At 46.3% G+C, this 26687-nt stretch carries 28 protein-coding genes; all 28 read left to right on the top strand.

The window, feature by feature from the left end; all coding sequences use genetic code 11:
• Positions 1 to 58 precede the first annotated feature (58 nt).
• Entirely contained in the window at positions 59 to 1069 is a 1011-nt protein-coding gene (gene fliG, locus ACZLMD_RS03910; protein WP_022306110.1) for a flagellar motor switch protein FliG, read from the top strand.
• Positions 1062 to 1880: a FliH/SctL family protein gene (locus ACZLMD_RS03905; RefSeq protein WP_486818715.1), complete on the top strand. Its 819-nt coding sequence runs from the start codon at positions 1062 to 1064 to the stop codon at positions 1878 to 1880. The genes fliG and ACZLMD_RS03905 overlap by 8 nt, the downstream gene beginning before the upstream one ends.
• A gap of 24 nt (positions 1881 to 1904) precedes the next feature.
• The gene (fliI, locus tag ACZLMD_RS03900; RefSeq protein ID WP_118559678.1) at positions 1905 to 3221 is read left to right on the top strand and encodes a flagellar protein export ATPase FliI; all 1317 of its coding nucleotides are present in this window, start codon (positions 1905 to 1907) and stop codon (positions 3219 to 3221) included.
• 6 nt (positions 3222 to 3227) lie between these two features.
• Entirely contained in the window at positions 3228 to 3683 is a 456-nt protein-coding gene (gene fliJ, locus ACZLMD_RS03895) for a flagellar export protein FliJ (protein WP_118559677.1), read from the top strand.
• 5 nt (positions 3684 to 3688) lie between these two features.
• Entirely contained in the window at positions 3689 to 4435 is a 747-nt protein-coding gene (locus tag ACZLMD_RS03890) for a MotE family protein (RefSeq protein ID WP_118559676.1), read from the top strand.
• Positions 4436 to 4493: 58 nt separating this feature from the next.
• Positions 4494 to 6014, top strand: coding sequence for a flagellar hook-length control protein FliK (locus ACZLMD_RS03885; protein ID WP_489495145.1), 1521 nt, complete (start codon positions 4494 to 4496; stop codon positions 6012 to 6014).
• Positions 6015 to 6039: 25 nt separating this feature from the next.
• Positions 6040 to 6861, top strand: coding sequence for a flagellar hook capping FlgD N-terminal domain-containing protein (locus ACZLMD_RS03880; RefSeq protein WP_484107204.1), 822 nt, complete (start codon positions 6040 to 6042; stop codon positions 6859 to 6861).
• A gap of 18 nt (positions 6862 to 6879) precedes the next feature.
• Positions 6880 to 7278, top strand: coding sequence for a TIGR02530 family flagellar biosynthesis protein (locus ACZLMD_RS03875; RefSeq protein ID WP_118559673.1), 399 nt, complete (start codon positions 6880 to 6882; stop codon positions 7276 to 7278).
• Positions 7279 to 7451: 173 nt separating this feature from the next.
• Positions 7452 to 9068, top strand: coding sequence for a flagellar hook protein FlgE (locus ACZLMD_RS03870; protein ID WP_489495144.1), 1617 nt, complete (start codon positions 7452 to 7454; stop codon positions 9066 to 9068).
• 228 nt (positions 9069 to 9296) lie between these two features.
• The gene (locus ACZLMD_RS03865; RefSeq protein WP_022306101.1) at positions 9297 to 9491 is read left to right on the top strand and encodes a flagellar FlbD family protein; all 195 of its coding nucleotides are present in this window, start codon (positions 9297 to 9299) and stop codon (positions 9489 to 9491) included.
• Positions 9492 to 9514: 23 nt separating this feature from the next.
• A complete protein-coding gene (locus ACZLMD_RS03860) occupies positions 9515 to 10324 on the top strand; it encodes a motility protein A (RefSeq protein ID WP_118559671.1) in 810 nt (269 codons plus the stop codon).
• The gene (locus ACZLMD_RS03855) at positions 10324 to 11115 is read left to right on the top strand and encodes an OmpA/MotB family protein (protein ID WP_118559670.1); all 792 of its coding nucleotides are present in this window, start codon (positions 10324 to 10326) and stop codon (positions 11113 to 11115) included. Before ACZLMD_RS03860 ends, ACZLMD_RS03855 begins: the two co-directional genes overlap by 1 nt.
• Positions 11116 to 11169: 54 nt before the next feature.
• A complete protein-coding gene (locus ACZLMD_RS03850) occupies positions 11170 to 11685 on the top strand; it encodes a flagellar basal body-associated FliL family protein (protein ID WP_022306098.1) in 516 nt (171 codons plus the stop codon).
• Between the two features lie 114 nt (positions 11686 to 11799).
• Positions 11800 to 12780, top strand: a complete 981-nt coding sequence (gene fliM, locus ACZLMD_RS03845; protein ID WP_022306097.1) for a flagellar motor switch protein FliM — start codon at positions 11800 to 11802, stop codon at positions 12778 to 12780.
• Between the two features lie 4 nt (positions 12781 to 12784).
• A complete protein-coding gene (gene fliY / locus ACZLMD_RS03840) occupies positions 12785 to 13924 on the top strand; it encodes a flagellar motor switch phosphatase FliY (protein ID WP_118559669.1) in 1140 nt (379 codons plus the stop codon).
• Positions 13925 to 13949: 25 nt separating this feature from the next.
• On the top strand, positions 13950 to 14339 hold the full coding sequence (locus ACZLMD_RS03835; protein ID WP_022306095.1) for a flagellar biosynthetic protein FliO: 390 nt from the start codon (positions 13950 to 13952) through the stop codon (positions 14337 to 14339).
• Positions 14340 to 14353: 14 nt separating this feature from the next.
• Positions 14354 to 15199, top strand: a complete 846-nt coding sequence (gene fliP, locus ACZLMD_RS03830; protein ID WP_118559668.1) for a flagellar type III secretion system pore protein FliP — start codon at positions 14354 to 14356, stop codon at positions 15197 to 15199.
• A 31-nt stretch (positions 15200 to 15230) separates the two neighbouring features.
• Positions 15231 to 15500 carry a flagellar biosynthesis protein FliQ gene (fliQ, locus tag ACZLMD_RS03825; RefSeq protein ID WP_022306093.1) on the top strand — a complete coding sequence of 90 codons (270 nt, stop codon included), beginning with the start codon at positions 15231 to 15233 and terminating at the stop codon, positions 15498 to 15500.
• 29 nt (positions 15501 to 15529) lie between these two features.
• Entirely contained in the window at positions 15530 to 16297 is a 768-nt protein-coding gene (gene fliR / locus ACZLMD_RS03820; protein WP_022306092.1) for a flagellar biosynthetic protein FliR, read from the top strand.
• 124 nt (positions 16298 to 16421) lie between these two features.
• Positions 16422 to 17555, top strand: coding sequence for a flagellar biosynthesis protein FlhB (gene flhB / locus ACZLMD_RS03815; protein ID WP_118559667.1), 1134 nt, complete (start codon positions 16422 to 16424; stop codon positions 17553 to 17555).
• A gap of 63 nt (positions 17556 to 17618) precedes the next feature.
• Positions 17619 to 19652 carry a flagellar biosynthesis protein FlhA gene (flhA, locus tag ACZLMD_RS03810; RefSeq protein ID WP_022306090.1) on the top strand — a complete coding sequence of 678 codons (2034 nt, stop codon included), beginning with the start codon at positions 17619 to 17621 and terminating at the stop codon, positions 19650 to 19652.
• Entirely contained in the window at positions 19652 to 20920 is a 1269-nt protein-coding gene (gene flhF / locus ACZLMD_RS03805) for a flagellar biosynthesis GTPase FlhF (protein ID WP_022306089.1), read from the top strand. Before flhA ends, flhF begins: the two co-directional genes overlap by 1 nt.
• Positions 20920 to 21810 carry a MinD/ParA family protein gene (locus ACZLMD_RS03800; protein ID WP_118559665.1) on the top strand — a complete coding sequence of 297 codons (891 nt, stop codon included), beginning with the start codon at positions 20920 to 20922 and terminating at the stop codon, positions 21808 to 21810. The genes flhF and ACZLMD_RS03800 overlap by 1 nt, the downstream gene beginning before the upstream one ends.
• Positions 21811 to 21879: 69 nt before the next feature.
• The gene (cheB, locus tag ACZLMD_RS03795; protein WP_118559664.1) at positions 21880 to 22935 is read left to right on the top strand and encodes a chemotaxis-specific protein-glutamate methyltransferase CheB; all 1056 of its coding nucleotides are present in this window, start codon (positions 21880 to 21882) and stop codon (positions 22933 to 22935) included.
• Between the two features lies 1 nt (position 22936).
• Positions 22937 to 25030 carry a chemotaxis protein CheW gene (locus ACZLMD_RS03790; protein ID WP_489495143.1) on the top strand — a complete coding sequence of 698 codons (2094 nt, stop codon included), beginning with the start codon at positions 22937 to 22939 and terminating at the stop codon, positions 25028 to 25030.
• A 28-nt stretch (positions 25031 to 25058) separates the two neighbouring features.
• Positions 25059 to 25541 carry a chemotaxis protein CheW gene (locus ACZLMD_RS03785; RefSeq protein WP_243100558.1) on the top strand — a complete coding sequence of 161 codons (483 nt, stop codon included), beginning with the start codon at positions 25059 to 25061 and terminating at the stop codon, positions 25539 to 25541.
• A gap of 18 nt (positions 25542 to 25559) precedes the next feature.
• A complete protein-coding gene (locus ACZLMD_RS03780) occupies positions 25560 to 26177 on the top strand; it encodes a chemotaxis protein CheC (protein WP_118559662.1) in 618 nt (205 codons plus the stop codon).
• An 8-nt stretch (positions 26178 to 26185) separates the two neighbouring features.
• Entirely contained in the window at positions 26186 to 26674 is a 489-nt protein-coding gene (locus ACZLMD_RS03775) for a chemotaxis protein CheD (RefSeq protein ID WP_022306082.1), read from the top strand.
• Positions 26675 to 26687: the final 13 nt, after the last annotated feature.

The raw sequence follows: 26687 nt of genomic DNA, 5'->3' as shown, positions 1-26687 counted from the left end.
CCGTATAAGACAGACGGTGATGACAAAAGCTGCCGTCAGGGCAGAGATGGAGGGTGAAATGGCAAAATCAGAGGAAATATCAGGAATCCAGAAAGCAGCGATCCTTTTGATCGCACTGGGACCGGACAAATCATCATCTGTATTTAAGCATTTGAAGGAAGACGAAATAGAACAGATCACACTGGAGATCGCCAATACAAGAAGTGTTTCCCCGGCTGTGAAGGATAAGGTTATGGATGAGTTTTATGAGGTATGTCTGGCACAGCAGTATATTGCTGAGGGTGGTATCGGCTATGCGAAGGATCTTCTGGAGAAGGCACTTGGAGCCGAGAGAGCAAGGGATGTTATCGGCAAGCTGACAGCCTCCCTGCAGGTGCGTCCATTTGAGTTTGTACGCAAAACAGATGCCAGCCAGCTTTTAAACTTTATTCAGGACGAGCATCCGCAGACAATCGCATTGATCCTGTCTTATCTGTCCTCAGCACAGGCATCCGTGATCATTTCTGCATTATCGCCGGATAAGCAGACAGATGTTGCAAAACGTATTGCGCAGATGGATCGTACATCGCCGGATGTGATCAAGGAAGTGGAGAAGGTGCTCGAACAGAAGCTTGCCTCACTGGTTAATCAGGATTACACGATCGTTGGTGGTGTGGATGCCATTGTCGATATTTTGAATACTGTAGACCGCGGAACCGAGAAGCATATTATGGAGAGTATGGAGATCGAGGATCCGGAGCTTGCCGACGAGATCCGCAAGAAAATGTTTGTGTTCGAGGATATTCTGTCTCTGGACGACCGTTCCGTACAGCGTGTGCTTCGTGAGGTTGACAATAACGAGCTTGCCGTTGCACTGAAGGGATCAAACGAGGAGGTTCAGAACCTGATCTTTGGCAACCTGTCAAAGCGTCTTGCTACAATGATCAAGGAAGATATGGAGTTTATGGGACCTGTTCGTATGAAGGATGTTGAGGAGGCTCAGCAGAAGATTGTAAATATTATCCGAAAGCTGGAGGATTCCGGGGAGATCATCATTTCCAGAGGTGGAGGTGACGAGATCGTTGTCTAATTTGATTAAATCTGTTTATTTTCAGATGGATCAGGACGATACACGAGTGATCAACTCCGATGATCATGTCGTACAGTTTGCACCGGAGCTGTTGCAGCAGGTTGAGGCTTCTTCGGTGAATGATCCGGAAGAAACGGAACCGGTCGGAGAATTTCAGCAGGGAATGAATGTCCTTAATATGGAGGATGTCCGTGAAGAGGAGCGTGCACGTGTTCAGGAGGAGACCTCTCTGGAGATGGAAAGCATGCTGGCGGACGCAAGAGCGCAGGCGGAGGAGATCCTTCAGACTGCGAGAGAGCAGGCAGATGAGATCCGTCAGCAGGCACAGGAGGAAGGTCGTAATGCCGGCTTTGAGCAGGGGCAGGCAGAGGCGCTTAAGCACTTACAGGAGGAAACACTCAGACAGCAGGAGCAGTTTGAACAACAGCAGCAGAAATTAAAAGAACAGGAAGAGGCGCTGGAACCGAAATATGCAGAACTGATGGGGGCTTTGATCGAGAAGATTACCGGTGTACTCTGTGAAGATAAAAAGGACGTGATCGTTTATCTGATCCATCAGGCACTCAATCAGCTTGAGAAAACAAAATCCGTGACACTGCGTGTTTCCAAGCCGGACATGCTGACGGTATCCGCACAGAAGGAGCAGCTTAGATCCTGTGTTTCGGGAGAGGTGGATTTTGATATTACAGAGGATGACAGTCTGCAGGAGAACCAGTGCATTATTGAGACGGATCAGAGGATCATCGACTGCAGTCTGGATGTGCAGCTCCAGAATCTGAAGGATCAGATCCGTATGCTGACGATCATGTAGAGGAAAGCGACTGGAGGAATAAGGATGGTTGATATTGATTTATCCAAATATAATATTTTATTGAACCAGTCCTACGAAAAGAAACTTGGAAAAGTGGCAAAGGTTGTGGGGCTGACCGTAGAGTCTATCGGACCATCGGCAAAGCTTAACGATCTTTGCCATATTATTACAAAGGATCATAATCAGGTGATCAATGCAGAGGTAGTTGGCTTTCGTGACGACAGGGTGCTTCTGATGCCCTATGACCAGACGACAGGTGTTGGTCTGGGAAGCCGTGTGGAGAATACCGGAGCGCCGCTAAAGGTTATGGTAGGAGATGAACTTTTAGGGAAGGTTCTTGACGGTCTGGGGAATCCGATCGACGGATCCGGACTTAACTGTACCTGTGGTTATTCCGTACAGGCAGAGCCGCCGGATCCCCTGACCAGAGAGTTGATCGATACAGTGCTTCCGCTTGGTGTGAAGGCGGTCGATGGTCTGATTACGGTTGGAAAGGGACAGCGTATCGGTATCTTTGCGGGAAGTGGTGTCGGTAAGAGTACCCTGATGGGTATGTTTGCACGTAACACCAAGGCAGACATCAACGTGATCGCCCTGATCGGCGAGCGAGGCCGTGAGGTGCGGGAGTTCATTGAAAGAGATCTTGGACCGGAGGGCATGAAACGGTCAGTGGTGATCGTGGCAACCTCCGACAAACCGGCATTGATCCGTAAGAAGGCTGCCATGACGGCAACAGCCGTGGCAGAATATTTCCGGGATCAGGGCAGAGATGTGCTTTTGATGATGGATTCGCTGACACGATTTTCGATGGCACAAAGAGAGATTGGACTGGCATCCGGCGAACCGCCGGTGTCAAGAGGGTATCCACCGAGTGTTTACGGTGAGATGCCGCAGCTTTTAGAGAGAGCCGGGCGTTCGGATAAGGGGTCGATCACAGGACTTTACACTGTGCTTGTTGACGGGGACGATTTCAACGAACCGATCGCCGATACAGCGAGAAGTATTCTGGACGGTCATATTGTTCTTGACCGCAAGATCGCACAGAAGAACCATTATCCGGCGATCGATGTGCTGCAGAGTATTTCCCGTGTTATGAGCAGTATCGTGGATAGCAAGCACAAAAAGGCATCCGGCCAGCTCAAAAATGTCCTGGCGACCTACTCTGAGGCGGAGGATCTTGTCAACATCGGAGCCTATAAGGCAGGCTCAAATCCGTCGATCGACTATGCATTATCTAAGATTGATGCGGTAAATGAATTTTTGCAGCAGGATGTATATGAGAAGATCAGCTTTGAGGAGAGCATCAGACGGCTGGAAGAACTGTTTCCGGAGGAAGGATGATAATACATGGCGCGTTTTGTATTTTCTATGGAAAGCATTCTGCAGATCAAGTGTAAGTTGGAGGATCAGGCGAGGGCGGAATATGCTGTGCAGATGGCAAGACTGCATCAGGAACAGCAGAAGCTGGATGATCTGATCCGGTATAAGGAACAGAAGCAGACACAGCTTAAGGAACAGGTGAGCGCAGTGCTTGAACTGCTGCGGATCCGTCAACTGGAGGATGCAGTAGAGAATATCAAATATAATATTAATCTTCAGAAAATTGCCGTGATCAATCAGCAGAGGCAGGTGGATCAGGCAAGAGAAAAACTGAATGAAGCGATGAAGGAACGCAAAACCTACGAGAAACTTAAAGAAAACGCATTTGAAGAGTTCAAAAAGGAACAGAATGCGGAAGAACAGAAAGAAATCAACGAACTGGTCAGCTTCCGGTTTGGCAGGAAAGCGGACAGAGAGGGGTAAGTATAATGGCAAAAAATGACGATAATATGTTAGAAAGAGAAAAAGGCGGGAGCAGAGTTGTTACTGTTCTGATCGCTCTTGCGATCGTTGCCATATGGCTGATCATTTTTGCATGCCTGATTAAGTTTGATGTCGGCGGCATCGGAAGCAAGGTGTTATATCCGGCATTGAAGGATGTGCCGGTTGTAAACCGCATTTTGCCGACACCATCCGAGGAGGAGCAGGCACGGCAAGGCAACTATGAGTATAATACATTAAAGTCTGCCAATGCTCGGATCAAGGAGCTGGAAAGCCAGCTTGCTTCTGAAAACGGAACAACAAATGCCAATGCAGATTACATAGCAGATCTGGAAGCACAGGTTAAGAAGCTCCAGAAATATAAGGATTCCGAAGACTCCTTTAATAAGCGGGTACAGGAATTTGACGAAAAGGTTGTTTTTAACGACAAGGCACCGGATATCTCTGAATATCAGCAGTATTATGAGCAGATCCAGCCTGATAATGCCGAGAAGATATATCGTCAGGTGATCAAGAAGCAGCAGTATACCAAGAAAGCAGAAACGCTTGGAACCTATTATGCCAATATGGATGCGGCAGCGGCAGCTGTCCGTTTGTCAGAAATGTCAGAGGATCTGGATCTTGTGTGTGATATTCTGCAGAACATGCAGGAGAAGAAAGCTGCAGCAATTTTAGAGCAGATGGACAGTGCGTATGCCGCACAGATCACCAAAAAGATTTCGGCAGTGAATTAGTTGTCCTCGGAGTAATCCGTTGACATAGATAAAGACACGACAGAAAGGAGGTGAAAGAATGCAGAGCGTAAATGCAATCATGCCGGATAACGGGATGACAGCAGCAAAAGTCCGGACAGCAGAGCCTTCTAAGAAGATTACGGAAAGTTTTGGATCATTTATGGCCGGGACGCAGGGGGACGACAGTTTTAAAAGTACAGCTTCTGTGATGGATAATATCGGCAGAACCTCAGGTGTCAGACAGAACCGGAAAGCAGTCCGCAGTGACGATGCGTTTACCACTTCTGATACAACAAGCCAGAATGTTCAAAATGCCGGACAAAGCACAGTTGCAGATCAGAATAAGACATTTTCCGCACAGGATTTTGCCAAGGTTCAAAAGGAGATTGAAAGTGTCGTAAAAGATGTGATGAATATGGATGAGGATACATTCACACAGACGATGGCAGCGATGGGAATTACAGCCATACAGCTTTTACAGCCGGAGGTGCTGCAGCAGTTTGTTGTACTTGCCGGAGGAGGTACGGATATGACAGAGCTGCTTACCAGGGAAACGCTTATGGATCAGTTTACACAGCTCACAGATGCACTATCAGATATTGACTGGAACGCTCTGATCGGTCTTGATACTGCGGATGCAGCATCGGATCTGTCTGTGGACGAATTGTTACAGCAGATCATGGATCAGCTTACGGCACAGTCGGATGCGGTGGAAGAATCTGAAATTTCGGATTCTTTGCTGGCGCAGGGGCAGACGTCGGAAGAGGTCGTGCTGACAAATGCTTTACAGGGCGGATTGGCAGAAGATGTACAGGATACACGAACTTTCCCGAAGCAGTTCAATGAGACTGTGTCTCAGGCGGACGAAACGGATTCTGTGATTTCAGATGCTGCGAAGACGGCACAGGAGTTTTCTGCCGGAACGATGGATGCAATGTCAGAGTCCGGTTCACAGGGAGCTTCGGCAGGCGAAAGTATGTGGAATCAACAGACAGCAGCGCAGACGTCATATCGTGAGGATAGTGCACCGGCAATTTCACAACAGGAAGGCACTATGCTGAACTTTGTGAAGAATATGGTACAGGCAGCCAATCAGGCAGAGCAGATTTCAGAACCGGTGAATATGCAGCAGATGATCGATATCGTCAATCAGGTGGTAGAGAAACTTCAATCCTCTATGCAGGATGGTCAGACGACATTGGAGATGCAGCTGAATCCGGAACGTCTTGGCAAAATGCTTGTCAGTGTTACCAGTCGTGAGGGTGTGATGACGGCGAACTTTACCGTACAGAACGAAGAGGCAAGAGCCGCACTGGAGAGTCAGATCATTTCCCTTAGAGAGAATCTGGAGCAGAGGAATCTTAAAGTGGATGCCGTAGAGGTATCCGTATCGGATTTCACATTTTCACAAAGTGGTCAGGCAGACACCGGTGATCAGAAGGAGTTCAATCAGGGCAATGGCAAGAGAGCCCGCTTTGATTTTGAGGCGGAAGACGAAGAAACGGCAGATACCGTGGAAGAGCCGCTTTCCGGAAGAACTTCGGTAGGGAGTGGTTCCACTGTAGATTTTACAGCATAATGCAGTTTGCAGGAAAGGAGGAAATATGAGTTTAGTTGCACCGGTCAATAACGGACAGGTAAACATTTCGGAAACCTCACAGGAAACCGAGAAGAAAACCGGCTCCGCACTGGATAAGGATGATTTTCTGATGCTTCTTGTAACACAGATGAAGTACCAGGATCCACTGGAGCCTGAGTCAAACACAGAATATGTGGCACAGCTTGCACAGTTCTCATCTCTGGAACAGATGCAGAACTTAAACAGCACAGCAACCAACACGTCAGCGTACACATTGGTTGGCAAGCAGGTACGTATCATTGAGACATCCAATACAGGCGCAGAAAATGAAGTGCAGGGAATGGTTGAGTATGTCAAGATGGAGAACGGAAAGCCGTATGTATCCGTAAACGGTGAGATGTATTCCTATGATGACATTGTTGAAGTCATTGACGAGTCATATCTGATATCACAGTATGTTCCGTCAGTAAAGCAGCAGGAGATCACATATCTGCATCATGATCCACAGAATGTTCAGATTACAGGCATTAATATGGGATCAAACGGATATGAGGCAACCGGCGTTGCGGTGGCTTTGATGGCAGAAGATGGCACAACCACCAAGATCAACTCGGATAAGATGAGTTACAAGAATGGCGTGCTGACGATCCATAAGAGTGCATTCGCAAATCTTCCGGCTGGCAAGTATGTCGTTGGAATCGGTTTTGATGATCAGAATAAGACAGTAGATTATCAGAGTGTCACACTGACGATCAAGGGAAGTGTGGAAAGCGAAGAGACTGTAAAGGATGAGGGAGCTGCCAAAGGTGAGAAAACCGGTAACAGCGAAGAAAACAAGCAGGCTTAAGGCAAAGGAGTGGATGTGATGCAAAAGCTGAATAAAAATTATTCCTCCATTGATGCGATGGCGGGACAGTTGCTGCAGAGAAAAACAGCCACAGGCAGAGAGAATTCCTCGGGCAGTGAGGTATCCTTTCAGAAGATTTTAGATACGGCAGAACAGAGTCGGGATGCCGGCAGACTGAAGTTTTCCAAGCATGCCAATGAACGGCTTGCAAACCGCAACATCAATTTGTCGGAGACGCAGATGGAGCGATTGGAAAGTGGTACAACAAAGGCACGGGAAAAGGGAATTCGAGAGTCTTTGGTAATGGTTGACAATATGGCGTTTATCGTCAATGTCAAGAATAACACAGTGGTTACAGCACTCGGTGACAGTTCAGATTCTGTATTTACGAACATCGATGGAGCTGTGATCGGATAATGAAAGTGAATGTCAGATGCCGGACCTTTTGGAGGCATGAGATCCTGACTGACAGACGGATCTTTGTGACATTCCTGCAGCGAAAGATACGGGTTTTACCGTGGGAAGCCTGAGAACGCACACCTCGCTCGGGCTTTGGCAGGACAATGTGTGCAGAAAAGAGGGTTTTAATTATGATGAGATCACTTTACTCTGGTGTTGCAGGTTTGAAAATACACCAGACCAAAATGGATGTAATTGGTAACAACATTGCCAATGTCAATACCGTTGGATTTAAGTCCAGCACTGTTAATTTTTCGGATACATTTTATCAGACACTTTCACCGGCAACCGGTCCGAATGCGACGACCAACACAGCCGGAACTAACGCAAAGCAGATCGGTCTTGGTGGTCTGGTAGCATCTATCACAACAAATGTGACAGAGAACGGTGGTACAACAACGACGAACCGTGCACTTGATGTAGCGATCAACGGTGAGTCCTTCCTGGTTGTCAATGTAAACGGTGAGCAGTATTTCACAAAGTCCGGTGCATTGAACGTAGATCCATCCGGTAATCTCTACTGTACGACCAACAACGGTATCGTTCAGGGCTGGATGGCAGATGATGATGGAAATATCATTAAGGATATCGCAACCGATCTGAAGATCATGACAGCAAAGCAGACCTCTGCAGCACCAACAGCAACAACGGCAGAGACGATCCTTGGAAATATTGATCCGAACGACAAGAACCTCACACCGGTTTATGGTGATGACGGAACAACGATTGTGAGCGGTGGTGTTCCAATGACCTTCAGCTTTTATGATAAGCTGGGTGAGCTTTACACGGTTAAGATGATGGTTACCAAGGACGAGGTGGCTGATGATGCGGCAGAAAATTCACTTGTACCGTATACGGTCCGTGTGGCAGATGTATATAACTCTGAGGGCAAATCTATTTTCCTGAAGGAAGAGCCACAGACAGATGGATCCATCAAGTATGTCAACAGTGGCGCAAAAATCACTTTCGGTACCGGTGCAAGCTTTGGTGTTGATGACTCCGTGAATGGAGACGGCATTGAAAACGGTGTGAATACCGAGACAAAGGAGTTTCGTCTGAAATCAACACAAGTGCCTTTGCTTTTCAACAGTAAGGCAGGTACCTTTGCGGCTGTAGACGCTAAGTACACAGTTGGAGCAAATGGTACAGAGGTGACACCAAACCGTACCAACAAGGATTATGCAAAAACATGCATTAACTTCAGTGTCGTTCAGGGCGATGATCCTCAGCATGTCGGCAATGACAGCACATTTCCACAGTACGATGCCGCAAACGATAACGGTGGTATCGAACTTGACTTCTCCTCTCTGACACAGTATTCTAAGGGCGGTACCTGTGAGACAACCTACAAGAGAGGTGGTCAGGATGGCAAAAATGCCGGAAATTATGCCGGAACCATGAGTGGTATTTCTGTTGACGATACCGGTAAGGTGTATGGTAAATACACAAACGGCGAGACAAAATGTCTGGCACAGATCTGTGTGGCAAGCTTTTCCAATCCGTCCGGTCTCGAGGCTGAAGGCGACAGTCTGTTTAAGGCATCCTTAAACTCCGGTCTTTTCGATGGCATCGGGGAGGAAGTGTCAAAGACAGGAAGCTTCACGGTAGGTGCACTTGAGATGTCCAACGTAGATCTTGCTTCTGAGTTTACAAGCATGATCACGACACAGCGTGGTTTCCAGGCAAACTCACGTATTATCACAACCTCAGATACAATGCTTGAGGAACTTGTAAATCTTAAGAGATAGTAAGCAGTAATTTAGCATTGCGGCAGCATTCCGTCAGGCGATGAAACGGCGGCGGATGTGATTCTTTAGAAAGTATTTCCGGTACACAACAGGTGATGCTGTTGATTTTACTGTGGCAATGTGGAATATAGCGGATGATGGGCGGTATGATTTTGTGCGATACCGCTCATTTTCTGTTGTTTTACAGAGTTGCTTTACAGAAGTGAAGACAGAAAGGAGGCTGCAGATATGATTGATGTAACCAAAATGAACGGCGGAAGTATCACGGTAAATGCAGATCTGATCGAGACGGTCGAAGAGACTCCGGACACGATCATTACTCTGACCACCGGAAAAAAAATAATTGTAAAAGAAAGTAGACAAGAAGTAAAAAATCTAGTAAAATCATATAGGAGTGAGTGCAATTCATTACGAATTGACTAATCATACATAAGGTGGTGGAAAAAATGGATATAGCTACAATAGTGGGACTCGTCATCGGTATCGCATGTTGTATTATTGGTATTATTTCATCCGGTGGTGTTACCGCATTTGGTAACTTTGTGGATCCTGCTTCGTTTATCGTTACCTTTGGTGGTGCGTTTGGCTGTATGCTCACACAGGCGAAAAGTATCCCGGAGATGGGAAAGTGTATAAAGACAATCTCTCTGGCATTTAAGGTGCCGAAGGCAGACGAGGTAAATGTCATTGAAAACATTATACGTTTATCCAATATTGCACGTAAGGAAGGTCTTCTGGCACTGGAGGAGGCTGCCAATGATGTAGATGATGAATTCTTAAAAAAGGGCATCATGCTGATCGTTGACGGAACAGATCCGGAGCTTGTTCGAAGTATTATGGAGACAGAGCTTTCTGCAATTGAGGGCAGACATAATGAGAAGATTTCATTCTGGGCAAATCTGGGAAGTATGGGTCCTGCCTGGGGTATGATCGGTACCCTGATGGGACTGGTAAATATGTTGTATAACATGGACGACATGAGTAAGCTTGGTCCGAACATGGGTGTCGCTATCATTACGACATTCTACGGTTCTATTCTGGCAAACTGGCTCTGTGTGCCGGTTTCCTTTAAATTAAAGCAGAATAACGCACTGGAGATCACGATGAAGGAGATTATGGTCGAGGGACTGTTATCTATTCAGGCAGGTGAGAACCCTCGTGTCATTGAAGAGAAGCTGAAATCATTCCTGGCACCTCAGATCCGCAATAATATGGGAGATGGCGACGGAGGAGCCGCTGAAGGTGGTGAGGCATAATGGCAAAGAAAAAACAAGAGGAAGAAATCAAAACAGACCTGTGGAAGGACACGTTCTCGGATCTGATGAATCTGCTTCTGTGCTTTTTCGTGCTTTTGTATTCCATGTCTTCGGTGGATGAGGTTAAGTATTCCGAACTGGTGGCATCCATGTCCAATAGCTTCAGTATATTCAGCGGCGGAGCGCAGTCGATCGGCGAGGGTCAGTTGATCTCAAGCGGAGCGACACAGCTGAATAATCTCGACGAGTATTATTCGGATATGGGAAAGGCTTCGGAGGATACGGATTCAGAAGATCCGATGGCAGAACAGAAGAAAAAGCAGGAAAAGGATACCAGAAAGCTTTACAGCGATGTGGTCGAGAAGACAGAGAATAACCGGATCGAGGATGCGGTCAGCGTAACGATGGATGAGAATTATCAGTATGTTATGATCTCTCTGAGCGGAGGAGTCCTGTTTGATTCGGGAAGTGCGGAGATCCGAAAGGGTGCCAAAACGATTCTCAGCCGTGTGTCATACATATTAAAGAATTATAAGGACCGTCAGATCAAGATCGAGGGTCATACGGATAATGTTCCGATCCACACAAGAGAATTTCCTAGCAACCGCTGGCTTTCCACAGCGAGAGCTACAAAGGTGTTGGAGTATTTTGTGGATGAGAAGGGACTCAGCGAAAAGCATATGGAGGCTTCCGGACGAGGCTATGTTGATCCGGTGGCAGACAACTCCACAGCAGCAGGCAGGGCGAAGAACCGGCGCGTTGAGATCAAGATCTACAGTGATATTGACTAGGAAGCAGTGTCGCTGGATCATTAATAAAAGAGAAAGGTTTGGGAATATCATATTATGAAGAAAAATATATTAAGTGTTATCATCGCAGCATTGACGGTTATCAATGTGATCCTGACAGCGATCATGTTTTTTGTGATGCTTCCGACATTTCAGAAGACCAATAATCTGATCACGCAGGTCGCATCTGTATTAAATCTGGAATTGGATCAGGGTGATTCCGAGGGTTCGCAGGATTATACACTCAAGGATCTGGAGCAGTATTCGGTTGCATTTGAATCCCAGCAGACATTAAATCTTGTTGCCGGTGATGATGGTAAGATGCATTATGCGATGATTGACGGCTACACCTTATATCTCAACAAGAAGGCAAAGGATTATAAGGATGTCAGTGAGACGATCAAAGCCAATGAGAGCAAGTTTACCGATGTGATCCGCAGTGTGATCCAGTCGCATTCTGTTGATAATATTTCGGAGGAGGTTGTCAAGAAGGAGGCACTGGACAAGATTCAGGAACTTTTGGATTCCAAGGCTGTCGTAGAAGTTTCCCTGACGAATCTTGTGTATAATTAGAAGGTTGCTTTTTATACGGAATATGGTATGATTATGAATGAGTTTATACGAAGCAGCTAATTTTGACTGAGCTTTGTACGGAATCGGACAGGGTTCAGGTGTGAGGTGAAGATAATGGGAGATGTCTTATCGCAGGATGAGATTGACAGTTTGCTCAGTGCATTAAATAGTGGTGAGATTAATCCTGATGAGATTGATGATACTCCGAAGGTTACGGTGAAGGATTATGATTTTGCCAGACCTTCCAAGTTTTCGAAGGATCATCTTCGTACACTGGAGATTATATTTGAAAATTACGGCAGACTTCTGTCAACAAATTTGCCGGCATATCTGCGCAAGTCTGTGCAGATCGAGGTCATGAATGCAGAAGCCAATACATATTCTGAGTTTTCGAATGCTTTATCAAATCCGGTACTTCTTGGTGTCGTGGATTTTGCACCGTTGAGTGGAAGTATATTGATTGAACTTGCATCCAATCTTGGTTTTGCAATTGTAGATCGTATGCTTGGAGGCGGTGGCAATCCTCTGGAGAAATCAAGAGAATTTACCGAGATCGAGCTCATCATACTGGAGCGCATCATGGAGGTGTGCACAGGACTTCTTGTTGATCCGTGGCAGAGTGTTACCGAGCTTCAGCCACGACTTGAGCGGATTGAGACCAATTCGCAGTTTGCACAGTTTATTTCGCCAAGTGAGATGACGGCGATCGTGACCATGAACATGAAGATTGGCACGGTAGAAGGATTGATGAATATCTGTATTCCATATTCTTGCGTGGAATCAGTTATTGATAAATTAAATACCAAGTATTGGTATTCTACGATGCGTGAGAAGGATGGGGACAATTATCAGGAAGCGATTGAGGGGATCATCAGTCGTGCCAGGATACCGATTCGTGCTCTGTTGGGAAAGAGTACGATCTCAGTGAATGATTTTATGAATATCCAGATTGGTGATATTGTAAAGCTTGATTCCAGGGTGGATGATGAACTGGATGTGTATGTTGGCAATATCATGAAATTCAGAGCACTGCCGGGTGCCATTTCGGATTCGTATGCGGTTCGGGTGACGTCAGTGGTAAAGGAGGAGCAGTAAATATATGGATGGTATGTTATCACAGGAAGAAATTGATGCGTTGACAGGAGCCGCAAGTACAATGACAGCAGCTCCATCGTCGACAATGACGTTGACAGACGCAGAGCGTGACGCAATTGGTGAGATCGCCAATATTAACATGGGAACCGCAGCAACAACCCTGTCGACCCTGTTAAATAATAAGGTGACAATCACAACGCCAAAGGTTTCTTATGTCACGATCAATGAGATTTCAGCGCAGTATGATAAACCATGTGTTTTTATTCATATTTCGTATATTGACGGGATTTCAGGCAATAATGTTCTGATCCTGAAGGAACATGATGTAAAGGTTATCACAGATCTGATGATGGGAGGCGATGGCTCTAACACAGACGGAGAACTGACAGAGCTTCATCTCAGTGCAATCAGTGAGGCAATGAACCAGATGATGGGTTCTGCCGCAACATCACTTTCCTCCATGTTAGACAAGAAGGTAGATATCAGCCCGCCAACAGCAAGTGTGGTTGATCTCAATGACAGCATTGATGATGTGACAGTATCCAACTTTTTATCAGACGAGCTGGTGCAGGTTTCCTTTGATATGAGGATTGGAGATCTTGTGGACAGTCAGATCATGCAGTTATATCCGTTTGATTTTGCGAGAGATTTGTATCAGAAGTTTGTCGGGGAGGTTGGAATCGGTCAGGAACCGGTACAACCGGAGCCTGTAGTGGCACCGGAGCCTCAGCAGATGCCGGAGCAGACAGCATCAATGCCGGGCATGGGAATGGATATGAATATGGCAGCTCAGCAGCCACAGATGCAGCAGGCAATGCCGCAGCAGCCGTATATGATGCCGACACCGAATGTCAACGTACAGCCGGCGCAGTTCCAGCCGTTCAATGCAGGTGTAAGTCCGCTCATGCAGCAGGAAAATATAGACCTGATCATGGATGTTCCGTTGGAAGTTACCGTCGAGCTTGGACGTTCCAATAAGTCCATTAAGGAGATTCTTGATTTCTCACCGGGAACGATCATTGAGCTGAATAAGCTTGCCGGAGAACCGGTCGATGTTCTTGTCAATGGCAAGTTTGTAGCAAAGGGTGAGGTTGTCGTGATCGAGGAGAACTTCGGTATTCGAATTACCGAGATTTCCAAATAAGATAATATAAACTGGAGGTGTAGATATGATTGTAGTGTTAGTTGGTCAATCTGCACTTGCCAGTTTTTTTAAATTGTGCATGCTTTTGATCGCATTCATTTTGATTCTGGTGGCGTCCTATTATGTGACGAGGTGGTATGCCCAATCGGGCTTTGTCCGCAGACAGAACCACAATATGGAGATTGTCGATACATTGTCGATGGGACCGAACCGCCAGATATGCATTGTACGGATTGGTCAGAAATATATCGCAGTGTCCGTCTGTAAGGATCATATCCGTTTTCTGACAGAAGTTTCCGGGGATGAGATTGAATTTGAACCGAAGACCGAGACGGAGACAAGATCATTTCAGGAGATTTTTAAGGAAATGGCAGGACGCAGATTTACATCAGACGATCACAAGAAAGAGAAATAGAAAAGGGATTAAGAATGAGTCGATTTAAACAATTATTTTTTCGTAAGTCCATATGGAAAGGTTTATTTACGATTGCTGTTTTTATGCTGGTGTTTTTTGTTTCAGCACCGGCATATTCGGTAGCGGCCAAACGTGTTGATCAGACAACGCAGGATGAGATCGCTGGAAGTGCAGATGCGGATGATGATACCTTTGATCTGAATATTTCGTCCAATCTGGGAAGCACCCGTCTGGAATCAACCCTGCAGATATTGATCATGCTGACGATCCTGGCACTGGCGCCTTCAATACTGATCATGGTGACTTCGTTTACCAGAATTATCGTTGTATTTCATTTCCTGCGTACGGCGATCGGTACCCAGACCACACCGCCGAATCAGGTTCTTGTTGGTCTGGCTCTTTTCATGACGATCGCAATCATGACACCGGTATTTACACAGGTATATGATGATGGCGTAAAGCCGTATACACAGGGACAGATGGAAGAGAAGGAGGCCGTGGAGGCAGGACTTAAGCCGCTTCGCAAATTTATGCTGGGACAGACCAGAGATAAGGATTTGAAGCTGTTCATGAAGATCAACGATACTTCGTCGGATGAGATCAAGGATTACGATGATCTCTCGATCACAACGATCATACCGGCATTTATCATCAGCGAGCTTCGGACGGCATTTATTATAGGCTTTGTCATTTATCTGCCGTTTATCGTGATCGATATGGTTGTGGCATCTACTCTGATGTCGATGGGTATGATGATGCTTCCGCCAACGACGATATCTCTGCCGTTCAAGATACTTTTATTTGTGCTGGCAGATGGCTGGAATCTTATTGTGGATCAGCTTGTTCGTTCATTTCAGTAGCCGGTGATGCCGGAATAAGGAGGAGTAACTAATGACTGCAGATGTTGTGATCGATATTGCCAGAGAAGTAGTGTGGGTGATCGTAAAGACCTCCGCACCGATGCTGATCGTTTCCCTGGTGGTTGGCTTGATCATTAGTATATTTCAGACAATTACGTCTATTCAGGAGCAGACGCTGACGTTTGTGCCGAAGTTTATTGCGATCATGGCAGTGATGGTATTAGCGGGCGGCTGGATCTTAAACAGCATGTCTGATCTTTTTGTTCAATTGGTACAGAGCATACCGCAGTATATTAAATAGTTGACGGATGAGAAAGGAGGAGGTGCTGCGTGCAGTTTACGATAGAGTATTTGGAATATATACTTCTGGTCTTTATCCGGATTGCATCTATGATGGTGACGGCGCCTTTTTTTAATTCCGGCAACTTTCCGCGGATGACAAAGATGGGACTTAGCTTTTTCTTCTCACTGGTGGCAGTTAATCTGCTTGATTTTAACGGGCTCACTTATCAGGGGATCGCCGGTTATGCGGCACTGATCCTTCAGGAGGGGATTACCGGAGCGATCATCGGTCTGGCATCGGGATTTTGTCTGTATATTCTGAGCTTTTCCGGTAACATGTTTGATATGGAGATCGGATTTTCGATGGCGATGGAGTTTGATCCGGCAACGAATGTGCAGTCGACGATCACATCCAATTTATTCAGCCAGCTTTTCCTCGCATTATTTGTTGTTTCTGATATGCATTATTTCGTGATCGATGCAATTTATGATTCCTATAAGCTGATCCCGATCGGAGGAGCGAATCTGAAGGGGGATTTTTTGTCTGTTATGACAACGTACATTACGGACTATTTTGTCATAGGCTTTCGGATTATCCTGCCTATTTTTTCCTGCATTCTGATCGTGAACGTGGTGCTTGGAATACTGGCAAAGGTAGCTCCACAGATGAATATGTTTGTGATCGGTATACAGCTAAAGGTTTTTATCGGACTGTTTCTGTTATTCCTTTTGATGGGATATCTGCCGAATATCGTTGATTTCCTGTTCGTAGAGATGCAGAAGATGACAAAACTGTTTGTAGAGCAGCTTGCCTGAGTCGTAGAACGACAGGAATATGTCACAGAAAGGCAGGGATGCTCGTTGCTATTTCGAGAAAAATGAGTTATAGTATAAAATAGTTATGGCTTAAGATAGAAGACATCTTTTGAGAGGATTATTTATGCAGCAGGAAGCATGTGAAAAGCATTATTATCTGTCCTATGATCTGCAGTTGTTTGCGAAGGAAGGACAGGATGGCGAGAAAACAGAAGAACCGACAGCCAAAAAGCTGGAGGATGCCCGCAAGAAGGGACAGGTTATGCGAAGTACCGAGGTGGTTACCGCAGCAACGCTTCTCGCATTTTTCTTTATGCTTAAGATCTTTGTCGGATTTATCGGCAACCGGTTTATGACAAGTTTCCGACAGACAATCGGTTTTATCAGTGATTATACGAGTGAACCGTTTACTCTTAACACCGCCAGAACAATTATCCGTGGATCTTTCTGGAATATTATTGTGGCGGCATTTCCGATCATGATCGTTGGACTTGTTGTGACGATCGTTGCAATTGTCTTTCAGGTTAAATGGAAGGTGACGGCAGAACCGCTGAAGCCGAAGTTTGATAAGTTTAATCCGGTAACAGGCATGAAAAGACTCTTTTCCAAGGATAAGATCATGGATCTTTTCAAATCCATTGCGAAGGTGGTTATCCTTGCTTATGTGGTGTACTCTTATCTGAAGAACCAGTGGCCTTTGATCTACAAGATGTATTCGTATACGCTTCCGCAGGCAATCGCAGTGATCGGAGATACCGTGATCAATGTCGGGATCCGGATCAGTGCACTGTTTGCAGTGATCGCCATGTTTGATCTGTTTTACCAGAAATGGAAGTATCATCAGGATATGATGATGAGCAAGCAGGAGGTTAAAGACGAATATAAAAACTCCGAGGGAGATCCGAAGGTGAAGAGCCAGCAGAAGCAGAGAATGCAGCAGGCATCCCAGCGAAGGATGATGCAGGATCTGCCGAATGCAGATGTGGTCATTACAAACCCGACCCATCTTGCGGTTGCCATCAAGTACGATAAGGATACGAATGAGGCACCGGTCGTTGTGGCAAAAGGGGCTGATTATCTGGCACAGAAGATCAAGGACAGGGCACGGGAAAATGCCATAGAGATTGTAGAAAACAAGCCACTTGCCAGGATGCTGTACCACAATGTGGAGATCGGAGCTGAGATACCGCCGGAGCTGTATCAGATGGTGGCTGAGGTTCTTGCTTATGTATACAGTCTGACAGGACGTGTTAATTAGTGGATTATGATCTGCTCCCCGCAGGGCAGAGCTTTATATAGACAGAAAAGGAGAACGACTACTATGCAGAGATCGGATTTATTGCTGGGATTATACATACTGGTTCCGGTTATCTTTTTGATCATCCCGATTCCGACGCTTTTGCTGGATTTTTTGATCCTGTTAAATATCAGTCTGGCGCTGATCATTCTTTTTACGGCACTGTTTTCCAAGGAGGCATTGCAGATGTCAGCGTTTCCGACGATTCTGCTGATGACAACGCTGTTTCGTCTGTCCCTGAACGTTGGATCTACCCGTAATATTCTGTTAAACGGATATGCCGGTAATGTTGTTGCCACGTTCGGTGACTTTGTCGGCGGAGGTAATCTGATCGTCGGCGTAATCATTTTCGTCGTGTTGATATTGATCCAGATGATCGTGATCAACAAAGGTTCCGAGCGAGTATCCGAGGTGACGGCACGTTTTACGCTCGATGCCATGCCCGGTAAGCAGATGGCGATCGATGCCGATCTGAATACAGGAGCCATTACGGATGAGCAGGCGAAGGAACGCAGACAGAAGATTCAGGATGAGGCTGCATTCTTCGGTTCCATGGATGGTGCGACCAAGTACGTTAAGGGAGATGCCACGGCAGGTCTGATCATTACGGCGATCAATTTTGTTGGAGGTCTTGTGCTTGGCATCATGATGCAGGGACTCAGTATGGATGAGGCACTGCAGAAATATACGATCTTAACGATCGGTGATGGTCTGGTGTCACAGATCCCGTCACTGATCATCTCATTGTCAACCGGTATCCTTGTCACAAAGGTTTCCAAGGAGTCGGATCTTGGCGGTGTACTGATGCGGCAATTGTTTTCAATTCCCAAGGTACTTTATATCGTGGGTGGCACGATGGTATTTCTTGGCATTGCGACGCCGTTACAGACATGGATCTGTCTTGTTTATGCCGTGATGTTTATTGCAGTTGGACGAGTTATGGAATCTTCGATGGAGGAGCAGGAGATCGAGGAGGAGGTTACTGCTGAGGAGGAGACGGCGGAGGAGATCAGGCGTCCGGAGAATGTCGTTTCCCTGCTGCAGGTTGACCCGATCGAGCTTGAATTTGGTTATGGAATTATTCCTCTGGCGGATGTCAATCAGGGCGGTGATCTTTTGGATCGTGTTGTTATGATTCGTCGTCAGATAGCACTGGAGCTTGGTTGTGTTGTTCCGATGATACGTCTTCGTGATAATATTCAGCTTAATCCCAATCAGTATGTGATCAAGATCAAGGGCGTTCCTGTCAGTGAGGGTGAGATCCTGTTTGACCATTATATGGCAATGAACCCCGGATATGTGGAGGAGGAGATTACCGGTATCCCGACCTTTGAACCGTCCTTCCATCTTCCGGCACTCTGGATCACAGAGGGGCAGAGAGAGCGTGCCGAATCACTTGGTTATACCGTGGTTGATCCGCCTTCGATCATAGCAACGCACTTGACGGAGGTGATCCGAAATCATCTGGATGAGCTTCTGACGCGTCAGGATGTACAGAACCTGATCAATAATATTCAGGAACAGAATACGACATTGATCTCCGAGCTTGTGCCAAAGATGCTAAGCGTCGGAGAAATCCAGAAGGTGTTACAGAATCTTTTGCGGGAAGGAATCTCTATCAGGGATCTTGTAACAATTTTTGAGACACTTGCAGATAATGCGACAACGACAAGAGATACTGATGTACTGACGGAGTATGTCAGACAGAGTCTCAAGCGGGCGATTTCCAATAAGTATTTCCCTGCAAATGAGATGACCAGTGTTGTGACACTTGATCCGAAGATTGAGCAGGAGATCATGAGTTCTGTCAAACAGACGGAGCAGGGTGCATATATCAATCTGGATCCGGACAGAACAAAGGGAATCCTTGAATCTGTCGGGGATGAGGTGGAGAAGATGGAAGAACTCGGCAAGAATCCGATCATCATCACTTCGCCGATCGTTCGAATGTATTTCAAGAAGATTACAGAAGAGCAATTCAGGGATTTGATCGTTGTTTCTTATAATGAGATTGAGAATGACGTTGAATTACAATCAATTGGGATGGTGACAGTATAGTGATTATTAAAAAGTATATCGGAAAAACAGAAGAGGCGGCAACGGAGCTTGCCAGACAGGAACTGGGGAGAGATGCGGTGATCATGAATATAAAAAAGAACATACCAAAAGGGCTTGCAAAATTCTTCCGCAAGGAAAGTGTTGAGGTGACAGCTGCTGTTGATGAACTTGTTTTGGAGGAATCAGCGAAGGACATGCCTGATTTTGCAAAACTGCAGGAGGCGATGCGTGGAGATGTGGCACCGGCTCCGGATTCCAAGGCGGCGAAGGCAGAGGCTGCAAAGCGCGTGCTTGCGGAAAAGAATCAGGTGATCTTAGAAGAAAAAGAATCCGTGAAGGAGGAGACGGAGGCACAGACCAACGCTATCGAGCAAAAGCTGAGTGATTTGCAGAAACTGTTAGAGAAGCAGGTGCAGGCGGCAGAAACTGCAGAGAAGGAAAAGAAATCAGGCAAAAAGAAAAAGATTTCGGACAAGAATAAGGCGTATCTGCGTTTGATCCGTTCCCAGATGAAAAACAACGAAGTGGATGAGATTTACATCGAACAGATCCTTGAGGAAATTGAGGACAGTATTAAGAATGATGCTTCTCTGGATAATGTGTTATCCGGTGTTTATCAGAAGATCGTTCTTAAGATCGGGCGGCCGCATCTCATTGATCTGCATGCCAAGAAAAAGAAATATATCTTTTTCATTGGTCCGACCGGTGTAGGAAAGACTACAACAATCGCCAAATTAGCATCCATGCTGAAATTGTCAAGCAAAGCCAAGGTGGCGTTGGTGACATCCGACACCTATCGGATTGCTGCGGTAGAGCAGCTTAAGACATATGCGAATATCCTTGGAGTACCGCTTAGGGTTGTATATTCCGCCGGAGAAATGACAGAGGCGTTTGAGGATCTCAAGAAATATGATCTTGTACTGATCGACACGGCAGGACGCTCTCACAACAATAAAGAACAGAAGGAAGACATACATGGTCTTTTGGAGACTGTACCGGAAGAGGAACGGGAGGTATTTCTCGTGATGAGTGCAACCACCAAATACCGGGATCTGGTAAGGATCTCACAATCCTATTCGGAGATTACCAAATACAGTTTGATATTTACCAAATTAGATGAAACAGATGCAGTCGGAAACATATTAAATATCCGTATGTTAACAGGGGCATCATTGTCTTATGTGAGCTGGGGACAGAATGTGCCGGATGATATCGGAAAAGTAGATGCACAGAAAATGGCAAAACAGCTTCTGGGAGGGAACAGCTGATGGATCAGGCAGAGCAGCTTAGAAATATTATCAAACAACAGAATATGAAACCGCATTCGGCGCGTGTGATCACGGTCACAAGCGGAAAGGGCGGCGTAGGAAAGTCAAATGTATCGGTAAATCTTGCAATCCAGATGAGCCGCATGGGCAAGAAAACAGTGATCTTGGATGCAGATTTCGGACTGGCTAATATAGAGATCATGCTTGGAATACGTCCGAGATATAACCTTGCAGATATGATGTTCCGGGGACGTGAGGTAAAGGATATTATCTGCACGGGACCGGAGGGGATTGGATTTATCTCCGGTGGTTCAGGGCTTCGGGAGATGACCAATTTAAACAGGGATCAGATCTTAAGCCTTGTCCGTATGATGTATGAGCTGGATCATTATGCGGATGTCGTGATCATCGATACGGGTGCGGGAATATCAGATGCCGTTATCGAGCTGGTTGCCTCAAGCTCTGAGGTGCTTCTGGTAGCCACTCCGGAACCGACGTCCATTACCGATGCTTACGCACTTCTCAAAACACTTCACCGGCACAACGGCTTTGATCCGACGGCGACATCCATCAAAATGATCGGGAACAGGATCCAGAGCTACGAAGAGGGAAGAGAGCTGTATCTGAAATTAAATACAGTTGTCAACAAGTTCCTTGGAATGGATATGGATTATCTGGGAGCCATTCCCTATGATGAACGTCTTCCGAAAGCAGTGATGCAGCAGCAGCCTCTGTCGCTGGCATTTCCGGATGCGCCTGCAGCGAGAGCCATGTTGGAGCTGGCGCTGGTGCTTGAGGATGAGAAAAAGGAAATTTCCCCTATGGATACAACACGTGGAATCGCCGGTTTCTTTACAAAGGTATTTAAACATCAGTTTCGTTCCAGATAAACAGAAAGACCGAACACGAGCTGGGACCTGGTTATTTTTGACATAATTATGGGAAAATGGAGTAATGACATGAAAAATATTTTGATTGTAGATGATTCTGCACTCATGAGAAGAGTTCTATCTGATATAATTAATAAAGATGAGGAATTACATACAGAATTTAGTGCAAAGGACGGACTTGAAGCATTGAAAATTCTTGAGGAGCATAGCATCGATGCAGTTGTGCTTGACATTATCATGCCACGCATGAACGGAATTGAAATGCTCAAGGAGATGAAGCGGCGCGGCTATGATCAGAAGGTTGTAATCGTCAGTACCATTGCCAAAAAAGGAGCCGGAGAGACGATCGAGGCACTGGAGCTTGGAGCCTTTGATTTTGTGACAAAGCCGGGGAGTCTTTTCAGCGTCCGCTCCGAGGAGTTCGCAGGAAAGCTTGTGGAAAGAATCCACATGGCGTTTGGCATGAGCAAGGAGGTACATGAGAACGTTTCAAAGCCACAGGAAAACAGAGTGCCGCACTCTAAAGCAGGAGGAGTGGCAGGTGCCGGCAAGCTGGTTGCAATGGCATGCTCTACGGGAGGTCCAAAGGCTTTGCAGGATGTGATTCCGAAACTTCCGGCAAATCTGGATGCGGCGGTTTTACTTGTGCAGCATATGCCGGTTGGATTTACCTATTCACTGGGCGCACGTCTTGACGAACTCAGCCAGATCCATGTCAAGGAGGCAGAGGACGGAGAGGTGCTTTGCAAGGGAACGGTTTATATTGCAAAGGGTGGTTCTCAGATGCGAGTCATTGAGAAGAACAGGCGTGAATATGTATTATCAGTCCGGGAGGAAGAAGCCAGAAATGGATTAAAGCCATGTGCGGATATCATGTATGAATCATTGAGGGAGAGCTCATTTGATGATATCACCTGTGTCGTGATGACCGGAATGGGTGCAGATGGCACCAAAGGAATATTGCAACTCGAGAAAACCAACAAAATCTATGTGATAGCGCAGAATGAAGAAAGTTGTACCGTATACGGCATGCCGAAGGTAGTTACCGAGAGTGGTGTGGTCGATGAGGTACAGGATCTGAATCTGATCGCTGACGCAATTACAAAGCATGTGGGGGTGCGATAATATGGATGTTAGTCAGTATCTTGAAATTTTTATTGATGAAACAAAAGAACATTTGCAGACATTAAGTGATCAGCTGATGATCCTGGAGCAGGAGCCGGAGAACATGGAGACGATCAACGAGATCTTCCGTGCGGCACACTCTCTGAAGGGAATGGCGGGAACGATGGGCTACAAGCGCATGCAGCGCCTGACTCATGACATGGAGAACGTATTTCAGGAGATCCGCAGCGGCAACATGAAGGTGCAGCCGGAGCTTGTTGATGTATTGTTCCGTGGACTGGATGCATTGGAGGGGTACCTTGCCAATATCCTTGACTCTGCCGATGAGGGAACAGAGGAGAATCAGGATATAATCAATGCATTAAATGATATCGTGGAGAAGGGAACCGGAAAGTCAAGCCAGCCGAAGCCGGCAGTTGCTGCCGCACAGGTGCCTGCCGCTGACAATGCAGCGGGTGGTGCATTGTATGAGTCGATTTCAATATCCGATTATGAGATCAATACCTTTGAGACAGCAAAGGAGCAGAATCTTAATATTCTCGGCATCACGGTTTATCTGCAGGAGACCTGTATCTTAAAGGCTGCCAGAGCATTTCTGGTGTTTAAGGCGCTGGAGGAGCTTGGCGAGGTTATGAAGGCGGTGCCGGATGTACAGGATATTGAGGACGAGAAGTTCGACATGAACTTCAGCCTGATCTATTTTACACAGGAATCTGCGGAGAAGGTGAAGGCAGCAATCGAGAACGTTTCTGAGATTAAAGAGGCGGTTGTCGGTGAGTTTAAGCTTCCGGAGCAGGAGGCTGCCAAGGCGCAGGAGCCTGCAGCAAAGGAGAGTAAGATTGTGCCGGAACCAAAGCAGGCAGGTGCTGCTGCCGTCCAGAAGGACACCAAAAAAGAAACCGAAAAGAAACCGGAAAAGAAATCTGCTAAGCCTGCAGTGGGCAGAACCGTCCGCGTAGATATTGAGAAGCTTGATGTATTGATGAATCTTGTCAGTGAGCTGATCATTGCCAAAAACGGTCTTGTTTCTATCAGTTCCAACACGCAGAATACCAGAAACGATAACAGCTTTAATGAGCAGATTGAATATCTGGAGAGTGTTACCACCAATCTTCATGAGTCAGTGATGAAGGTACGAATGGTTCCGATTGAGAGCGTTGTCAATCGTTTTCCGCGTATGATCCGTGACCTGAGCAAGAAACTTGACAAGAAAATGGAGCTTCATATGACCGGTGAGGATACAGAGCTTGACCGTACGGTGATTGACGAGATCGGTGATCCGTTACAGCATCTGCTGCGTAACTCAGCCGATCATGGTCTTGAGAGTAATGAGGATCGTATCGCACTTGGTAAGTCCGAGGTTGGAAATATCTGGTTGAACGCTTATCAGGATGGTAATAACGTTAATATTGAGGTGCGTGATGACGGTGCCGGCATCAATATTGAGAAGGTTCGTAACAAAGCACTTGAAAAGGGGATGATCACGCCGGAGCAGGCAGAGGTTATGACTGATAAGGAGATTATCGATCTGTTATTCCAGCCAAGCTTTTCTACTGCAGACCAGATTACCGATGTCTCCGGACGAGGCGTTGGTCTTGACGTTGTAAAGACCAAGATCGAAGGTCTTGGCGGCAATATTGAGTGTCGTTCCGTTATTGGAGAGGGGAGCAGCTTTATCATTCACCTTCCATTGACACTGGCGATCATTCAGGCATTGATGGTAGAACTTGGCAATGAGAAATATGCCATCCCGCTTGGAAGTATTCAGACGATAGAGGATGTGCCTCTTTCTGATATTAAGTATGTTCAGACCAAGGAAGTGATCAATCTTCGAGGAACCGTCATTCCTCTGATCCGACTGGATCAGATCCTGGATGTCGAGAGCGCAGCACAGGATCTGGAAAGCCTGACGGTCGTTATTGTAAAGAAGGGTGACAAGCAGGCAGGTCTTGTCGTTGATAATCTGATCGGACAGCAGGAGGTTGTTATCAAGTCGATCGGAAGCTATATCAACTGCAGTAAGATTATCAGTGGTGCAACGATCCTGGGAGATGGTGAGATCGCTCTCATACTTGAGGTTAACACACTGGTATAAGTCCGCTGGCTGAGAATGGAGGGGTAATATGAACAACGGTAATGTACAGAATATGGACACGGTAGCAAATGAAAAGCAGTATATTGTTGTACGGCTCGGCTCAGAGCAGTATGGCATTGACATACAGTATGTGGATAATATCGTCCGCAACCAGAGAATCACAAGAGTACCAAAGGCACAGCATTACTTCAAGGGTGTGATCAATCTGCGTGGTGAGGTTATCCCTGTCATGAGTCTTCGTCTGAAGTTTGATCTGGAACCGGATGAATATACAAACGCAACCAGGATCATTATCATTAAGCTTGAGCAGCATTCCGCCATCGGAATTATTGTGGATGAGGTCAAGGAGGTTGTGACCCTGTCGGAGGATGCCATAGACAAGCCGACAAGTGCAGACAGTGCAGGTGATTCAAGAATACAGTATCTTAGTGGCATTGGAAAGCAGGCGGACGGACTGATCTCATTGCTTAACATTGCAAATGTGGTAAATGACAAAGAAGCAGTATCATAATGATATGAGGTGACATCCATGCAGATCAAGGAAGATAAGATTGAAGAGATGGAGTTTGATATTCTGACAGAGATCGGCAATATCGGAGCAGGAAATGCCACAACGGCTCTTGCGAAGCTGATCAATGGAAGGGTAGATATGTATGTTCCAAAGGTTGAGCTGCTCGCATTTAAGGATCTGGCAGAGATTCTTGGTGGAGCGGAGGAGCTGGTGGCAGGAATCCTGCTGAGCCTTGAGGGAGATATTGAGGGATCTATGCTGTTTGTTCTGGAAAACAATGCAGCACACCATCTGGTACACCGCCTGATGGGAAGCGATGGAAGCGATGTAACCGATGAGTTTACCGAGATGGAATTATCGGCACTTTTGGAGATCGGCAATATCATTGCCGGAGCTTACCTCACCGCGATATCCCAGCTTACAAACTTAAGCATTATCCCGACCGTTCCAAGCCTTGCGGTGGACATGGCAGGAGCCATTTTAAGTGTTCCTGCGATTGAATTTGGAAAGCTTGGAGACAAAGCACTCCTGATCGAGTCCCAGTTTCGGGATGAAGAAATGGATGTTTGCGGGTATTTCATTTTAATACCTACAATGGAATCTTATGCACATATATTGAATTCATTAGGAATGTAGGTGGCAAAATGAGTGAAGGAATGATCAAAGTCGGAATGGCGGACGTAAATGTCTGTCATGCCCCGGGGGCGATTACAACACTGGGACTCGGATCCTGTGTCGGTGTCGTTTTGTACGACCGAACGACTAGAACTGCGGGTTTGGCACATGTGATGCTTCCGGACAGCACAAAGGTTCGTCAGAATCAGAACAAAGCAAAATTTGCAGATACCGGAATCGATCTTCTGATCGAAATGCTTCGGAACGAAGGTGCAAACTGTTCAATGCTCACGGCAAAGATTGCCGGGGGAGCGCAGATGTTTGCGTTCAGCACCAACAATGACATGCTGCGGGTAGGAGAGCGCAACGTTGAGGCTGTAAAGGCGAAGCTAAAGGAACTCGGGATCCGTATTCTGGCGGAAGATACCGGAGCCAATTACGGGCGAACCGTTGAATTTTATCCGGAAACCGGGGATTTTCTGATAAAATCCGTTGGCAAGCCGGAAAAGATTATATAGATCAGGGGAATCC

It is taken from the genome of Jutongia sp. (assembly GCF_057878315.1).
Note: the sequence above shows the minus strand (reverse complement) of the source record. Positions and strands in the feature narration are given on the sequence as shown.

Excerpts from the sequence above, each read along its gene's own strand:
- fliG (WP_022306110.1), top strand. The coding sequence starts at position 59 with ATGGCAAAATCAGAGGAAATATCAGGAATCCAGAAAGCAGCGATCCTT.
- fliI (WP_118559678.1), top strand. The coding sequence starts at position 1,905 with ATGGTTGATATTGATTTATCCAAATATAATATTTTATTGAACCAGTCC.
- fliJ (WP_118559677.1), top strand. The coding sequence starts at position 3,228 with ATGGCGCGTTTTGTATTTTCTATGGAAAGCATTCTGCAGATCAAGTGT.
- ACZLMD_RS03890 (WP_118559676.1), top strand. The coding sequence starts at position 3,689 with ATGGCAAAAAATGACGATAATATGTTAGAAAGAGAAAAAGGCGGGAGC.
- ACZLMD_RS03885 (WP_489495145.1), top strand. The coding sequence starts at position 4,494 with ATGCAGAGCGTAAATGCAATCATGCCGGATAACGGGATGACAGCAGCA.
- ACZLMD_RS03880 (WP_484107204.1), top strand. The coding sequence starts at position 6,040 with ATGAGTTTAGTTGCACCGGTCAATAACGGACAGGTAAACATTTCGGAA.
- ACZLMD_RS03875 (WP_118559673.1), top strand. The coding sequence starts at position 6,880 with ATGCAAAAGCTGAATAAAAATTATTCCTCCATTGATGCGATGGCGGGA.
- ACZLMD_RS03870 (WP_489495144.1), top strand. The coding sequence starts at position 7,452 with ATGATGAGATCACTTTACTCTGGTGTTGCAGGTTTGAAAATACACCAG.
- ACZLMD_RS03865 (WP_022306101.1), top strand. The coding sequence starts at position 9,297 with ATGATTGATGTAACCAAAATGAACGGCGGAAGTATCACGGTAAATGCA.
- ACZLMD_RS03860 (WP_118559671.1), top strand. The coding sequence starts at position 9,515 with ATGGATATAGCTACAATAGTGGGACTCGTCATCGGTATCGCATGTTGT.
- ACZLMD_RS03855 (WP_118559670.1), top strand. The coding sequence starts at position 10,324 with ATGGCAAAGAAAAAACAAGAGGAAGAAATCAAAACAGACCTGTGGAAG.
- ACZLMD_RS03850 (WP_022306098.1), top strand. The coding sequence starts at position 11,170 with ATGAAGAAAAATATATTAAGTGTTATCATCGCAGCATTGACGGTTATC.
- fliM (WP_022306097.1), top strand. The coding sequence starts at position 11,800 with ATGGGAGATGTCTTATCGCAGGATGAGATTGACAGTTTGCTCAGTGCA.
- fliY (WP_118559669.1), top strand. The coding sequence starts at position 12,785 with ATGGATGGTATGTTATCACAGGAAGAAATTGATGCGTTGACAGGAGCC.
- ACZLMD_RS03835 (WP_022306095.1), top strand. The coding sequence starts at position 13,950 with ATGATTGTAGTGTTAGTTGGTCAATCTGCACTTGCCAGTTTTTTTAAA.
- fliP (WP_118559668.1), top strand. The coding sequence starts at position 14,354 with ATGAGTCGATTTAAACAATTATTTTTTCGTAAGTCCATATGGAAAGGT.
- fliQ (WP_022306093.1), top strand. The coding sequence starts at position 15,231 with ATGACTGCAGATGTTGTGATCGATATTGCCAGAGAAGTAGTGTGGGTG.
- flhB (WP_118559667.1), top strand. The coding sequence starts at position 16,422 with ATGCAGCAGGAAGCATGTGAAAAGCATTATTATCTGTCCTATGATCTG.
- flhA (WP_022306090.1), top strand. The coding sequence starts at position 17,619 with ATGCAGAGATCGGATTTATTGCTGGGATTATACATACTGGTTCCGGTT.
- ACZLMD_RS03800 (WP_118559665.1), top strand. The coding sequence starts at position 20,920 with ATGGATCAGGCAGAGCAGCTTAGAAATATTATCAAACAACAGAATATG.
- cheB (WP_118559664.1), top strand. The coding sequence starts at position 21,880 with ATGAAAAATATTTTGATTGTAGATGATTCTGCACTCATGAGAAGAGTT.
- ACZLMD_RS03790 (WP_489495143.1), top strand. The coding sequence starts at position 22,937 with ATGGATGTTAGTCAGTATCTTGAAATTTTTATTGATGAAACAAAAGAA.
- ACZLMD_RS03785 (WP_243100558.1), top strand. The coding sequence starts at position 25,059 with ATGAACAACGGTAATGTACAGAATATGGACACGGTAGCAAATGAAAAG.
- ACZLMD_RS03780 (WP_118559662.1), top strand. The coding sequence starts at position 25,560 with ATGCAGATCAAGGAAGATAAGATTGAAGAGATGGAGTTTGATATTCTG.
- ACZLMD_RS03775 (WP_022306082.1), top strand. The coding sequence starts at position 26,186 with ATGAGTGAAGGAATGATCAAAGTCGGAATGGCGGACGTAAATGTCTGT.